Raw genomic sequence first — 14,235 nt, 5'->3', positions numbered from 1 at the left:
TCTTTTATCGGCTAAACCAAAGCTTGGTTTGCCCGGTGTGCGCCAGCCCCCTAGAATGCCCCGATGCGCGATGATCTCTCCCTTCTGCTGAACTCCCTCAACGATGCCCAACGCCAGGCCGTAGCCGCCTCCTTGGGTCGTCAGTTGGTCCTGGCCGGTGCTGGCTCCGGTAAAACCCGAGTGCTGGTGCACCGTATCGCCTGGTTGATCCAGGTCGAGAACGCCTCGCCCCACTCCATCCTGTCGGTGACCTTCACCAACAAGGCCGCTGCCGAGATGCGCCAGCGCATCGAGCAGTTGATGGGTATCAACCCGGCCGGCATGTGGGTCGGTACCTTCCACGGCCTGGCGCACCGCCTGCTGCGGGCGCACTGGCAAGAGGCCGGCCTGAGCCAAACCTTCCAGATCCTCGACAGCGACGACCAGCAACGCCTGGTCAAGCGGGTGATCCGCGACCTCGGCCTGGACGAGCAGCGCTGGCCGGCCCGGCAGGCCCAGTGGTTCATCAACGGGCAGAAGGACGAAGGCCTGCGTCCGCAACATATTCAAGCCAGCGGCGACCTGTTCCTGGCCACCATGCGCGGCATCTACGAAGCCTACGAGGCCGCCTGCCAGCGCGCCGGGGTCATCGACTTCTCCGAGCTGCTGCTGCGTGCCCTGGACCTGTGGCGCGACCACCCGGGCCTGCTGGCGCACTACCAGAAGCGTTTCCGCCATGTGCTGGTGGACGAATTCCAGGATACCAACGCCGTGCAGTACGCCTGGTTGCGCCTGCTGGCCAAGGGCGGCGACAGCCTGATGGTGGTGGGCGACGACGACCAGTCGATCTACGGCTGGCGCGGCGCGAAGATCGAGAACATTCACCAGTACTCCGAAGACTTCCCGGACACCGAAGTGATCCGCCTGGAGCAGAACTACCGCTCCACCGCCGGCATCCTCAAGGCCGCCAACGCCCTGATCGCCAATAACACCGGGCGCCTGGGCAAGGAGCTGTGGACCGACGGCGGCGAAGGCGAAGCGATCAACCTGTACGCCGCCTTCAACGAACACGATGAAGCGCGCTACGTGGTGGAAACCATCGAAAGCGCCCTGAAGACCGGCCTGGCCCGCAGCGATATCGCCATCCTGTATCGCTCCAACGCCCAGTCGCGGGTGCTGGAAGAAGCGCTGCTGCGCGAGCGCATTCCGTACCGCATCTACGGCGGCCAGCGCTTCTTCGAACGCGCCGAAATCAAGAACGCCATGGCCTACATGCGCCTGCTCGAAGGGCGCGGCAACGACGCGGCCCTGGAGCGGGTGATCAACGTGCCAACCCGCGGCATTGGCGAAAAGACCGTCGAAGCGATTCGCGAACACGCGCGCCACAGCCATGTATCGATGTGGGAAGCGATGCGCCAGCTGGTGGCCAATAAGGGCGTGACCGGACGCGCCGCCGGCGCCCTGGGCGCCTTTATGGAGTTGATCGAGCACCTGGCGACCGTGACCGCCGAGATGCCATTGCACCTGATGACGCAGACCGTTATCGAGCAATCCGGCCTGATCGCCTACCACGAAGCGGAAAAAGGCGAGAAAGGCCAGGCCCGGGTAGAAAACCTCGAGGAACTGGTCAGCGCCGCGCGCAACTTCGAGCACACCGAAGAAGACCAGGAACTGACGCCGCTGGCGGCCTTCCTCGGCCACGCTTCGCTGGAAGCCGGCGACACCCAGGCCGACGAGCACGAAGACAGCATCCAGCTGATGACCCTGCACAGCGCCAAGGGCCTGGAATTCCCTTACGTGTTCCTGGTGGGCATGGAAGAAGGCCTGTTCCCGCACAAGATGAGCCTGGAGGAGCCCGGCCGCCTTGAAGAGGAACGTCGCCTGGCCTACGTCGGCATCACCCGGGCGATGCAGAACCTGGTGATGACCTACGCCGAAACCCGACGCCTGTACGGGAGCGAGACCTACAACAAGGTGTCGCGTTTCGTACGGGAAGTACCGAAGGGGCTGATCCAGGAGGTGCGCCTGTCCAACAGCGTCAGCCGTCCGTTCGGCGGTAGCCAGTCGCAGAGCACCAGCAGCCTGTTCGGCGGCAGCGAGATCCCGGACACCGGCCTCAGCCTCGGCCAGGCGGTGCGCCACTCGGTATTCGGCGACGGCGTGATCCTCAACTTCGAAGGCGCCGGCGCCCAGGCCCGGGTCCAGGTGAACTTCAGCGAAGGCAGCAAGTGGCTGATGCTCGGCTACGCCAAGCTCGAAGCCATCTGAGGCCTTGACCTCCTTCGCCATGCCCCGCGGCATGGCGAAGTCGGGCTGACCGGCCACTGAACCTTTGCATCCGCCCAACGGACAAACCTGTACAGGGCCCACTTGCCTGGACCCAAGCTGAACCGCGGCTGTCAGGCAAAAGCCCGAAACACTCTGCCGCTGGCCAGTGACACTTCACCTGTGCAACATGGCGCGCGTGCCATCCACAAATGGGAATTCCCTTTATGAAACGTTTTCTTAGCATCGCCATGGCGTTGTGCATCGGCCTGACGATGAGCCTCGACGCCAACGCCAAGCGCTTCGGTGGCGGCAAAAGCGCTGGCGCCGCGCCGACCCACCAGACCAGCCAGATGGCTCCGTCCTCTTCCGGCATGGGTTCCACTGCCGCGACCGCCGGCGCTGCCGGTGCCGCGGGCGCTGCCACCAAGGCCAGCGGCGCCTCGCGCTGGCTCGGCCCTCTCGCCGGCATCGCCGCGGGCGGCCTGCTGGCCTCCATGTTCATGGGCGACGGCTTCCAGGGCATGCAGATCTTCGACATCCTGATCATGGCGGTCATCGCCTTCCTGGTCTTCCGCTTTATCGCCGCCCGTCGTCGCAAGCAGCAGGAGCAGTACGCTCCAGCCGGCCACGCACCGATGCAGCGTGAAGCCTTCGAGCCAAAACCTGCCTCCGGTTCGATCTTCGGTGGTTCGGCTGCACCTGCGGCAGCGGCCCGCCCGGTAATCAACGCGCCAGCCTGGTTCAACGAAGAGCGTTTCGTCGAAGCCGCGCGCAACCACTTCCAGTCCCTGCAGCAACACTGGGACGCCAACGAAATGGACAAGATCGCTGAGTTCGTGACCCCACAGATGCTGCAATTCCTGAAGCAGGAACGTGCCGATCTGGGCGACGGCTTCCAGTCGACCTACATCGACAACCTCAATGTGCAACTCGAAGGCGTCGACGACCGCGCCGACAAGACCATCGCGACCCTGACCTTCACCGGCGTGTCGAAGACCTCGCGTTTCGACCAGGGCGAAGTGTTCAGCGAAAGCTGGAACATGGAGCGCGCCCAAGGCGAAAATCAGCCTTGGCTGGTTGCAGGTATCCGCCAGAACGGCTGATTCTCTCCAGTGTCACATCGGTAATCGCAAAACCCCGGCTCAGGTCGGGGTTTTGCATTTCACGATTGCACTTATAGCGAGCTACTGTATAAACCGCCGTCTATTAAACCGCGCCATAGAGCTAAGAGGACCCAGGCCGTGGAAGAAGTCATCGAGCAACTCCGTGAAGCAAACGAACCGGTACCCGTTCCCCTGGAACTGCCGGATGAAGACCTGCTGGTGGAAATCGAAGAACAGCTGTTCATCAATATCCCCTTCGTCTTCAAAGAGTTCCTGTTGACCGTGAGCAATGTCGTCTACGGCAGCCTGGAGCCGGTCACCGTGACCGACCCGCAATCCCACACCTACCTGCCGGAAGTGGCCGCTACCGCCTGGGACATGGGCGTGCCGCGCGAGCTGATCCCGATCTGCCAGGACGGTGACGACTACTACTGCGTCGAGGAAGACGGCACCGTGGTGCTGTGGTCCGGCGAAGAAGAGCTGATCACCGAAGAATCCTGGGAATCGGTGTGGCACTGGGCGCGGGACGTCTGGCTGGAAAGCTGATCAGCCTTGCGCGGTTTCGCCCCGCGGGCGCAGGCGCATGGATCGACTGCCACCCGTTGCATGACGTTCACAAGCGGTCGCGCCACCCGGGCGATCGCCGCATTGACACTACTCGCCAGCAGCCTGTTGGCGGGTTGTCAGTCGCGCATGGCTCAGTTGCAAAACCTGAGCACGCAGTACGCCCACCAGGTCGAAGTCCTGCCCACTTCACCCTTCCCGCTCGCCAGCAGCCTGCCCCTGCGCTTACCCAAACAACCCCGCCTGCGCGTCTACCTTGAAGGCGACGGCCATGCCTGGGCGACAGCTCGCCAACCCAGCCTCGACCCCAGCCCGCAGCACCTGCTGATGGCGCAACTGGCGCTGAGCGATCCGCGTCCCAGCGTCTATCTGGCCCGCCCCTGCCAATTCGTCAGCGCGGCCGACTGTACGGCGGCGATCTGGACCGACCAGCGCTTTTCCCCAGCGGTACTGCGCAGCCTCGACCAGGCCCTCGACCGCCTCAAGCAGCGTTATGGCAATCAGGATTTCGAGTTGATCGGCTATTCCGGTGGCGCGGCACTGGCCCTGTTGCTGGCCGCGCGGCGAGACGACATTGCCCAGGTGCAAACCCTGGCCGGCAACCTGAGCCCTCGGCTATGGGTCAGTGCGCTGGGGCTGAGCCCGCTGCACGGCTCCCTCGAGCCGCTGGACCAGGCACCCAAGCTGGCCCTGGTGGCGCAACGGCATTTGCTCGGCCAGGCCGACCGCAGCGTGCCTGCCAGCCTCTACCCCGCCTATCGGCAGGCACTGGGGACGCAAGCCTTCTGCGTACAATCCGTCAGCCTGCCCGGGGTCACCCACGACCAGGGCTGGGTCGAAGCCTGGCGACACTGGCGCGACCAACCGCTGAGTTGTGCATCACCGGGCAATTAGTGCCCATTGTCTTCCTTGTGGTTATCCAGGGTATCCAGCAAGGCCACCTGCATGCGGGTGTGCACGCGGATGAACCAGCGCCACAGCAGAGCGGCCACCGCCGCCGTCACCACCGCGATCAGTACCAGCAGCTCGGTGGTCGGCAGGATGCTCGAAGACAGCGCCGCCAGCAGCAGGAAGATCACCAGCAGCGACAGCACCGGAATCACCTCGGCGATCACCCGGCGCACGCGCTGGGTGTGACGCCCGGCCATTTCCGGCTTCACCCCCATCTCCGCCAGCAGCATCGACAGGGCCTTGAGCTTGCGATAGGCGGCGATCAGGAACGGCAGCGACAGCAGCAGCGCCCCGCCCCAGATCAGCGCCTTCTGCCAGCTCGGATCACTGATCCAGTCCTGCAGGTATTCACCGATGCGCGCGGCGAAATAACCGCCGGAGAAGAAGATCGCCACCACCAGCGCCAGATTGACCCCGACCTGCAACAGGATCCGCCGGATCATCGACGCCAGCAGCGCCCCCTCGCCATGGGGCTGGATACTGCGCAGCCATTCGCCGTACATGCCCAGCACCCGGCTCAGGCGGGTCGGCATCACGGCGGCGAGCTTCAGCGACAGCGGGTCGGCGGCGCGGATCAGGTAAGGCGTGAGCAAGGTGGTAATGGCCGACACGGCGACCGCCACCGGGTAGAGAAAGTCGCTGGTGACCTGCAGGGTCATGCCCAGCGCCGCGATGATGAAGGAGAACTCGCCGATCTGTGACAGGCCCATGCCGACCCGCAGCGAGGTGCGGCCATCGTTGCCGGCGATAAAGGCGCCCAGGCCGCAGGACAGCATCTTGCCCAGCACCACGGCGACGGTAATCACCGCGATCGGCCAGGCGTACTGCAGGAGGATCTGCGGGTCGATCATCAGGCCGATGGCGACGAAGAAGATGGCGCTGAACATGTCGCGTACCGGCTCGATCAGGCGCTCGATCTTCAGCAATTGCCGCGACTCGGCCATGATCGCGCCAATCAGGAAGGCGCCGAGCACCATGCTGTACTCCAGCTTGACCACCAGCAGGCAGAAGCCGAAGCACAGCCCCAGCACGGTGATCAGCAGCATCTCGTTGCTTTCGAACCTGGCCACGTAGGCCAGCAGCCGCGGGACCAGCAGGATGCCGATGACCAGGGCGACGATCATGAACAGCGAGAGCTTACCGACGGTGGAGAACACTTCCCCGGAGCTGACGGTGCCGCTGACCGCGATGCTCGAGAGCAAGGCGATGATGCCGATGCCGAGGATGTCTTCGACGATCAGCACGCCGAAGATCAGCTGGGCGAAACGCTGGTTCTTCATCTTCAGGTCGTTGAGCGCCTTGACGATGATGGTGGTCGAGGAAATCGCCAGGATCGCGCCGAGGAACAGCGAGTCCATGGTGTTCCAGCCGAACCAGCGGCCGATCTCGTAGCCGATCCAGATCATCAGCACGATTTCCATGAACGCCGCGATAAAGGCCGTGGCGCCGACCTTGAACAGCTTGCGCAGGCTGAACTCCAGGCCCAAGCAGAACATCAGGAAAATCACCCCCAGCTCGGCCAGGGTCTTGATCGTGTCTTCGTCGTGGATCAGGCCGAACGGCGGGGTGTGCGGGCCGATGATGAAGCCGGCGACGATATAGCCGAGGACCACCGGCTGCTTGAGCCGGTGGAAGAGAATGGTCACCACGCCTGCGACCAGCATGATCACTGCCAGGTCCTGAATAAAGCTGATGGCATGCATGGCGTGGGGCTCCTTGGGGTCCGTGTTCTTGCGGCCGGCGCGGGGGGCGTTGCGCAGCCGGCCGGCCAGCGGGAAAAGCCCTTGGGACGGGCTTTTGAAGGTTAACATCGCGACTTGTGCCAGAAAGGCGGTGCAATATATGGAAACAGATAGATCGCCGCGTGACGGCGACCGCGAGCGCAGCGTCCCGTTATCGATGGTTTGAAACGCTGACCAAGCACCCGCAGAGGTGCGCCCCGCAACCCTGCCTTAACCCGTGAGTGTGCTATGGAACCCGGAAACGCCCAGCTGTCGATGACGGTATTGATGACCCCTGACATGGCCAACTTCTCAGGCAATGTCCACGGCGGCACCCTGCTCAAGTACCTTGATGAAGTCGCCTACGCCTGCGCCAGCCGTTATGCCGGCCGTTATGTGGTAACCCTGTCGGTGGACCAGGTGATCTTCCGCGAGCCGATCCACGTCGGCGAACTGGTGACCTTCCTGGCCTCGGTCAACTACACCGGCAACACCTCGATGGAGGTCGGTATCAAGGTAGTCACCGAGAACATCCGCGAGCGCTCGGTGCGCCATACCAACAGTTGCTTCTTCACCATGGTGGCCGTGGACGACCAGCGCAAACCCGCCGCCGTGCCGCCACTGCAACCGCAAACCAGCGAAGACAAGCGCCGCTTCATGCAGGCCCAGCAACGCCGGCAGATCCGCCAGGAGCTGGAAAAGCGCTATCAGGAAATCAAGGCCGACGCTTGATCGTCCGAGACAGGCTCGCTGCTACCGAGCGAGCCTGTTGGCGATAAGCCCCCCAGGCAACCGTTACAGCTCGATCGGCACCGCCTCGTACCGCACCCGTGGATGGGTGATCCGGTCCTGGGCCCGTATCAGTTGCAGTTCGTAACTGGCGCAGGCCTGGGTTTCCAGCAGCACTTCATGCACCGCCGCGGCGGTGAACTCGAACGCCGCCACCAGGCTGTCGCCCAGCAGCACCCGGGCCAGGAACAGGCCTGAAGTCAGGTCGCCCACACCCACCGGCTGACGCGGGAATGCCAGCAGCGGACGACGCAGGTGCCAGCTGCCTTCGGCGGTCACCAGCAACATTTCGAAGCCGTCCGGCAGCTTGCCCGGGTAATCCAGATGCTTGACCAGCACCGCTTTCGGGCCACGCGCCAGCAGCGCCCGGGCCATGGCCAGGCAGTCGAACAGCGACTGCGGCTTGCGCCCGGCGAAGCTGTCCAGTTCCAGCTGGTTGGGGCAGAGGAAATCCGCCACGGTCGCCGCCTCTTCCAACAGGAAGTCGCTGACCTCCTGGGGCACGCTGCAACCCTTTTCCGGGTGGCCCATCACCGGGTCGCACAGGTACAGGGCTTTGGGGTTGGTCGCCTTGATCCGCGCCACGCCACCGAGGATCGCCCGCCCCTGCGCCGCGCTGCCCAGGTAGCCGGAAAGCACCGCGTCGCAGTTGCCCAGCTCGCCGATGGCGGCAATGCCTTCCACCAGCTCCGGGATCTGGTGCGGCGACAGCACCTCGCCGGCCCACTGGCCGTATTGCGTGTGGTTGGAGAACTGCACCGTATTGAGCGGCCAGACATTCACCCCGACCCGCTGCATGGGAAACACCGCGGCGCTGTTGCCAGCATGGCCGAAGACCACATGGGACTGGATCGCGAGCAGATGAGGCGTACGTTTCATTCGGGTCATTCCGTAAAACGATTGAAATTCGAGCCGCGCAGTATGCGACTAAACGCAACCTGTACGACAGACCGAAGACGCAGTTAAGCTGGTGCGACTTCGTTGGAGCGCACCTCATGCTGACCCTTGGAAACATTTTCGTGCTGATGCTGCTGGCGACCGGCGCCGCCTGGCTATGGCACAACCACGGCCTGCGCGAGCGGGCGCTGGAGAGGGTCAAGCAGCATTGCGCGCGACTCGATATCGAGCTGCTGGACGGCAACGTGGCGTTGAAGCGCATCGGTTTCGTCAGGGACGCCAGTGGTCGCCGGCGCCTGGCCCGGATCTACACCTTCGAATTCACCGTCACCGGCGAAACCCGCCATGCGGGGACCATCACCCAGTTCGGCGCCCACAGTGCGCAGATCGAGCTGGCGCCCTACCCGATTGCAACGCCCGCGCCGCCACCCGTGCCGACACACAGCGCCGAAGTGATCGAACTGAGCCAATGGCGCGAAGGGCGCAGCAAGTAGCACCGGAGCGCCTGGATCACCTGTAGGAGCGAAGCTTGCTCGCGATAGCCGCGAAGCGGCGATTTTTCCTGGCAAAACGCGTCATCGTTGACAATTTTTTTGCTCCTACAGAAGCATCGGACCGCGTTGGGCTATTGGCAGCACTTGGCCAACGACTGTTGCAGGGTGGCCACGTCCTGCGGCTCGCTGAAGATCAGCTCGATACGTGAATCGCGGCGCCATTCGCTGGCTTGCCAGTGCGGCGCGGCGTTATCCAGGGCGTTGCCCGAGACCCAGCCATCGGTGCCATGGATCACCAGCTTGGCCCGGCGCCAATCAAGGCTCGCCAGCCATTGCTCGAGGCACCGAACATCGAACACCCGGCTCGGGTGCCAGCGCCAACCGATGCTCCAGCCGCCCTCCTGGGCCTGGCTCAGGCAGATGGGCAGGACCGGATCGGTCCAGATCGCCGGCAGCTGTGCCAATCCCTTGGGTACTTCGAAGGCCTCGATGGCAGCCCCCGCGCGAGCCTCCACGCCAGGCAAACGCTCCAGCGCCAAGGTCCCGCGGGTAGTCCAGAGCAGCGGACAGGCCGGCAACTGCTCGAGAATGCCCTGACGCTGCGCCGCGTCGAGCCCTTCGTCCTTGTTCAGCAGCAACAGGCCGGCACTGGGCAGCGCCTCCTGTTGGGCCTGCGGCAGCGGCTTGCCGGCCGCCAGCGCCTGGGCATCGAGGACCAGCACGCAAGGTTGCACGGCCAGGACCTTTTGCCAGGGCGCCTCGCGCAATTGCTGGAGCAGTTGCGCCGGGTGCCCCAGGCCGGAAGGCTCGATAAACAGACGGTCGGGCCGGGCCTTGCGCAGCAGGCGCCCCAAGCCCACCTGGAACGGCGCGCCGTTGACACAGCACAGGCAGCCGCCGGCCACCTCGCCCAGGGCGATACCGTCCTCGTCCCGGGCCAGCAGCGCCGCGTCCAGGCCGATCTGGCCGAACTCGTTGATCAGCACCGCCCAGCGCTCATTGGCCGGACGCTGTGCCAACAGGTGCTGGATCAGGCTGGTCTTGCCCGCGCCGAGGGGGCCGGCGATGACGTGGGTGGGGATGTTGTGCAGCATCGGCGGAACGCTCGGAAAAGAGGTGATTGATCCTACGCGCTAAGCCGCGGCAGCGAAATTCCCGTAGCCGCTGCCGCAGGCTGCGATAAGGCGCGCAGCGCCTTCCGAGGGCCTCAAGAGCACGTCTCCTACGGAGCCGATCGCAGCCTGCGGCAGCGGCTACAGGGTCAGCCGAGCCAGTCCAGGGTGAGGATCAGCCGGCGCTCGCCGGGGGCCGGTTGCGGCGAGCGGTGGATCAGGCCGAAACCCTCGTTGCCCAGCCATTTCTCGCCCTTGAACAGGGCCACCTCGCCGCTGGCCATCTGCTGGATCAGCGCGCCATCCGTGGGCTCAGCCTCGGCCTGGCCCAGTTGCCGGCGATCCATCGCGCCCTCGCGCAGCCATTGGCTGCCGGCACCGGCATAGGTGGTAATCAGCCGTACCGGCACATGGTCGACATGAAAGCGCGGGCACATGGCCTTATCCAGCACCCGCAGGCGCAGGCCGACGCGCTTGGCGCCCAGCAGGCAGGCAAAGGCGCTGACCAGCCAGGCGACATCGGCGATAAAGCCATCGTAGCCCTGCAGATCGCTGAAGCCAGAAGCCAGGCCGCGCAGGTTCGGCTCCGCGTCCTCCGTGTCGAATTCCAGCGACAGCGACTCGGCCAGCGGCTCGTTCAGCGACAGCAGCAAGGCGCCGAAATCGGCGATATGCGCCGGCAACTGGCGCTGCCACAGGGCCAGGTTGACCTCGTCGTCCAGCGCCTCGGCCAGGACGATAGGGGCCGGGCCGCAAGCCTCGCGGCGTATCGGTTTGTGCAGGGTTGGCCGCAGGAGCGGCTTCGCAAGCAGGTTCGCTCCCACAGGGGACAGTGGTTGGTAGAGCATCAGGCGGCGGCCTCTTCATGCCAGGGGCCGAACGGGTCGCGCATCAGGCGCCAGCCTTCCGCGCCCTGGGCCATTTCGTCGTCCGTCAGCAGGCAATCGTCGAGCTCGGCGGTAAGCCGGGCGAAGTCGATGTTCTGGCCGATGAATACCAGTTCCTGGCGGCAGTCGCCGGTGGCGGCGGTCCAGTTCTGCATGATCGCCGCGGTGCTTTCCGCATCCTGCGGCCAGTGCTGCTTCGGCACGAAACGCCACCAGCGTCCGGCGAAACCATGACGCATCAGCCCCCCCGCCTGGGACCAGCTGCCGGCCTCCTGGTGCTTGCTGGCGAGCCAGAAAAAGCCCTTGGAACGCAGCAGTTTGCCGTTGCTCCAGGGGCGGTTGATGAAATCGAAAAAGCGCTGTGGATGGAAAGGTCGCCGCGCCCGATAGGCGCTGGAGGCGATGCCGTATTCTTCGGTTTCCGGCACGTGCTCGCCGCGCAGCTCCTGCAACCAGCCCGGCGCCTGGGCAGCGCGCTCGAAGTCGAAACGACCGGTGTTGAGGATCTTCGCCAGCGGCACTTCGCCCATCACCATGGGGATGATTTCCGCCTGGGAATTGAGGCGCTCAAGGATGGCGATCAGTTCCTGACGCTCATCGCTGCCGATCAGGTCGATCTTGCTGATCAGGATCACGTCGGCGAACTCGATCTGCTCGATCAACAGATCGGTGATCGAGCGCTCGTCCTCCTCGCCCAGGGTTTCGCCGCGGGACGCCAGGCTTTCCGCGGCCTGGTAATCGAGCAGGAAGTTCATGCCGTCGACCACGGTGACCATGGTGTCCAGGCGTGCGATGTCGGCCAGGCTCTGCCCTGCTTCGTCGCGAAAGGTGAAGGTCTCGGCCACCGGCAGCGGCTCGGAGATGCCGGTGGATTCGATCAGCAGGTAATCGAAACGCCCGTCCCTGGCCAGTTTGCCGACCTCTTCCAGCAGGTCTTCGCGCAGGGTGCAGCAGATACAGCCGTTGCTCATTTCGACCAGTTTTTCTTCGGCGCGGTTGAGGCTGACATCGCGCTGCACTTCGCTGCCGTCGATGTTGATTTCGCTCATGTCGTTGACGATCACCGCCACCCGCAGGTTGTCGCGGTTGCGCAGAACGTAGTTGAGCAGCGTGCTTTTGCCGGCGCCGAGAAAGCCGGACAGCACGGTAACGGGAAGACGGTCGGTCATCAGGTGATCCTCATCGGGGGCTGGGTGGCTGGGTCAGATCGCCCGTTGATGGCGTTCGCGCAGCTCTTGGCGTTCTTTGGCTTCGATACACAGGGTGGCGGTGGGCCGCAGCAGCAGGCGCCTGAGGCCAATGGCCTCGCCGGTTTCGCGGCACCAGCCGTACTCGCCACGGGCCAGGCGTTCGAGGGCTTCGTCGATCTTGTCCAGCAGCTTCTTTTCCCGCTCCAGCAGGCGCAGTTGCCACTGACGCTGCTCTTCGGCGCTGCCGATATCGGCGGGGTCGCTGTGGGGCTCCTGCTCACGCAGCACCTCGAACTCGCCATCGATGCGCTCTTGCAGCTCGACGCGCTGGGCCAGCAGCAGCTCACGGAAATAGGCCTGCTGGACGTCGTTCATGTAGTCCGCCTCGGGCTGAGCGAGAAGTTGCGCTTCGGTCATCGGGCGTTCAGTCATGGTGGGTCACGGATCAGGCTTTATTTAATGTTATAGTATAACAATACAAATAAGCCAACCCTCTCTTGCCGCCCGCGACGAAGGGCGGGATGCTTGAGCGTCCCCAGCCGAGAAACCCCATGCGCCACGCCTTAAAATACACGCTGCTGAGCCTGTCCCTGCTGGTCGCGGACACCGCCATCGCGCAAGTCCCCGGCGCCCTGGCCACCTGCACCCGCAGCGCCAACCTGCTGGCCTGCGTGGATGCCGAAGGCAACGCCTACAGCGTCGCGGCCGCGGGCAGTACTACCTATCTGCGGGGTTTCGAGGTCGTCGGCAAACGTTATTGGGCGCAGACCAACAGCCGTTACGGCCAGCTGACCTTCTTTACCGGCCTGGCCTCCGACGGCGAGGCCTGGGTCGGCTACAGCCAGCGCGTCGGCTGGACCACCCGCAACCGTTTTTCCAGCTCCGGCGGCAGCAGCGGCAAGTTCACTTGCAGCCGGATCACTGGCTGCTGAGCAAAGCATTTTGTAGAAACGAGGCTTGCCCGCGATGAACGCTTACGCGGTATAGCTGATACACCGCAGCGCCTTCATCGCACGCAAGCTTCGCTCCTACAGAAGCCTGGGCCGCGTCAGGCCTGGGCTTTTTTCTGTTCCTGCAACCAGGCCATGTAGCTATTCACCGGCGGATTCTTCTGGAAGTAGCTCTGCAAGCCCGCGAATAGCCCATCGGCAATCGCCTGCTGGTGCCGCGCGGTGACCAGGCGCTGGCTGTCGCGGCTGTTGGAGATGAAGCCCGTCTCCACCAGGATCGAGGGCACATCGGGGGACTTGAGCACCGCGAAACCGGCCTGTTCCACGCGCTTCTGATGCAGGGTGGTGATGCCCGCCAGGCTGCCCAATACGGTACCGCCCAACTGCAGGCTGGCGGCGATGGTCGCGTTCATCGACATGTCGAGAATCACCCCGGCGAGCATCGGGTCCTTGTCTTTCAGGTTGAGCAGGCTGGTGGCGCCCAACAGGTCGGCGCCGTTCTCCCGCTGCGCCATGAAGCGCGCCGTGGCCGACGTTGCACCACCTTCCGACAGCGCGTAAACCGAAGCCCCGGACGCCGTCAGGCGTGGCGCCGCATCGGCATGCACCGAGATAAACATGTCGGCCTTGTGCTTGCGGGCGATCTCCACCCGCTTGCGCAGCGGCACGAAGAAATCGTCGTTGCGCACCAGCTTCACATCGAAGCCCTTCTCGCGCTTCAGCCGCTTGGCCAGCAGTTGGGCGATCGACAACACCACATCCTTCTCCCGTTCGCCACGGGCGCCGACCGCCCCCGGGTCCTTGCCGCCGTGACCCGGGTCGACCACGACGATGATGTCTCGCTTGGGATGCGCCCGGTCCACCGGTGTTTCACGCGGCAAAGCAGGAGCGGCGATCGCCGCGACCTGCTGCGGGACGCGGCTGGCATTGCTCAGGTCGAGCACCAGGCGGTGGCCCTGGCCGTCCTGGGGCGGCAGCAAAAAACTGTCGAGCCGCAGCGGTTCGGCGAGGTCGAGGACGATCCGCGTATCGCCCTGGCCAAAGTGCCCGGAACGGATCGAGCGAATCGGCGTGTCGGCCAGGGCCAGTTGGCTGAAATCGCCACTGAGCTGCGCGCCGCGAAGGTCGATGATCAGCCGCTCCGGCGCGCTGAGAGTGAAGGTCTTGTACTGCACCGGCCCACTCAGATCGAGCACCAGGCGCAGCTTGTCGGCCGAGTTCCATAACCGCAGGTTGCGAATCTGGGTGGCGGATACCCCCAAAGGCAGAACCAAGGCCGCGCTGGCCAACAGCAGGTTGAGCAACTGACGTCTGTGCATGACTTACACCG

14 protein-coding genes are annotated in these 14,235 nt (G+C 64.4%); 7 read left to right on the top strand and 7 right to left on the bottom strand.

Features of this window, described 5'->3' with window-relative positions; genetic code table 11:
• Positions 1–63 precede the first annotated feature (63 nt).
• The 4 genes from uvrD (at position 64) to CRO75_RS04805 (ending at position 4,808) form a co-directional block, all read left to right on the top strand.
• Positions 64–2,247 carry a DNA helicase II gene (uvrD, locus tag CRO75_RS04820; RefSeq protein WP_097134601.1) on the top strand — a complete coding sequence of 728 codons (2,184 nt, stop codon included), beginning with the start codon at positions 64–66 and terminating at the stop codon, positions 2,245–2,247.
• Between the two features lie 224 nt (positions 2,248–2,471).
• Complete coding sequence (locus CRO75_RS04815) at positions 2,472–3,350, top strand: Tim44 domain-containing protein (protein WP_007927597.1); 879 nt, start codon at positions 2,472–2,474, stop codon at positions 3,348–3,350.
• Between the two features lie 138 nt (positions 3,351–3,488).
• Positions 3,489–3,896 (top strand): SMI1/KNR4 family protein, encoded by a 408-nt coding sequence (locus CRO75_RS04810; RefSeq protein ID WP_097134600.1) that lies wholly within the window; start codon positions 3,489–3,491, stop codon positions 3,894–3,896.
• Positions 3,897–3,956: 60 nt separating this feature from the next.
• Positions 3,957–4,808 carry an alpha/beta hydrolase gene (locus CRO75_RS04805; RefSeq protein WP_097134599.1) on the top strand — a complete coding sequence of 284 codons (852 nt, stop codon included), beginning with the start codon at positions 3,957–3,959 and terminating at the stop codon, positions 4,806–4,808.
• On the opposite strand, the gene CRO75_RS04800 is transcribed toward CRO75_RS04805, so the two are convergent.
• On the bottom strand, positions 4,805–6,568 hold the full coding sequence (locus tag CRO75_RS04800) for a cation:proton antiporter (protein ID WP_009041400.1): 1,764 nt from the start codon (positions 6,566–6,568) through the stop codon (positions 4,805–4,807). The genes CRO75_RS04805 and CRO75_RS04800 overlap by 4 nt on opposite strands.
• Positions 6,569–6,835: 267 nt before the next feature.
• Here CRO75_RS04800 and CRO75_RS04795 point away from each other — a divergent pair, with 267 nt between their 5' ends.
• Entirely contained in the window at positions 6,836–7,318 is a 483-nt protein-coding gene (locus tag CRO75_RS04795; protein WP_007927601.1) for an acyl-CoA thioesterase, read from the top strand.
• Between the two features lie 63 nt (positions 7,319–7,381).
• On the opposite strand, the gene pdxY is transcribed toward CRO75_RS04795, so the two are convergent.
• Complete coding sequence (gene pdxY, locus CRO75_RS04790; RefSeq protein WP_097134598.1) at positions 7,382–8,254, bottom strand: pyridoxal kinase PdxY; 873 nt, start codon at positions 8,252–8,254, stop codon at positions 7,382–7,384.
• Between the two features lie 116 nt (positions 8,255–8,370).
• On the opposite strand from pdxY, the gene CRO75_RS04785 reads away from it, so the two are divergent.
• On the top strand, positions 8,371–8,766 hold the full coding sequence (locus CRO75_RS04785) for a DUF3301 domain-containing protein (protein WP_007927603.1): 396 nt from the start codon (positions 8,371–8,373) through the stop codon (positions 8,764–8,766).
• Positions 8,767–8,897: 131 nt separating this feature from the next.
• On the opposite strand, the gene CRO75_RS04780 is transcribed toward CRO75_RS04785, so the two are convergent.
• The 4 genes from CRO75_RS04780 to dksA all read right to left on the bottom strand — a co-directional run bounded on the left by CRO75_RS04780 (position 8,898) and on the right by dksA (position 12,372).
• Complete coding sequence (locus CRO75_RS04780; protein ID WP_097134597.1) at positions 8,898–9,860, bottom strand: CobW-like GTP-binding protein; 963 nt, start codon at positions 9,858–9,860, stop codon at positions 8,898–8,900.
• Between the two features lie 167 nt (positions 9,861–10,027).
• Positions 10,028–10,726: a DUF1826 domain-containing protein gene (locus tag CRO75_RS04775; RefSeq protein WP_097134596.1), complete on the bottom strand. Its 699-nt coding sequence runs from the start codon at positions 10,724–10,726 to the stop codon at positions 10,028–10,030.
• Complete coding sequence (gene zigA / locus CRO75_RS04770) at positions 10,726–11,934, bottom strand: zinc metallochaperone GTPase ZigA (protein WP_097134595.1); 1,209 nt, start codon at positions 11,932–11,934, stop codon at positions 10,726–10,728. The genes CRO75_RS04775 and zigA overlap by 1 nt, the downstream gene beginning before the upstream one ends.
• A 33-nt stretch (positions 11,935–11,967) precedes the next feature.
• Positions 11,968–12,372 carry an RNA polymerase-binding protein DksA gene (gene dksA, locus CRO75_RS04765; RefSeq protein ID WP_009051641.1) on the bottom strand — a complete coding sequence of 135 codons (405 nt, stop codon included), beginning with the start codon at positions 12,370–12,372 and terminating at the stop codon, positions 11,968–11,970.
• 134 nt (positions 12,373–12,506) lie between these two features.
• Between dksA and CRO75_RS04760 the strand changes: the two genes are divergently transcribed.
• Entirely contained in the window at positions 12,507–12,887 is a 381-nt protein-coding gene (locus CRO75_RS04760; RefSeq protein WP_177409722.1) for a glutamine synthetase, read from the top strand.
• Positions 12,888–13,003: 116 nt separating this feature from the next.
• Here the strand turns inward: CRO75_RS04760 and CRO75_RS04755 are convergent, their stop codons facing one another.
• Complete coding sequence (locus tag CRO75_RS04755; RefSeq protein WP_097134593.1) at positions 13,004–14,224, bottom strand: N-acetylmuramoyl-L-alanine amidase; 1,221 nt, start codon at positions 14,222–14,224, stop codon at positions 13,004–13,006.
• Positions 14,225–14,235: the final 11 nt, after the last annotated feature.

It is taken from the genome of Pseudomonas sp. LAMO17WK12:I10 (assembly GCF_900215185.1).
Classification (GTDB): Bacteria; Pseudomonadota; Gammaproteobacteria; order Pseudomonadales; family Pseudomonadaceae; genus Aquipseudomonas; species Aquipseudomonas chlororaphis.
Note: the sequence above shows the minus strand (reverse complement) of the source record. Positions and strands in the feature narration are given on the sequence as shown.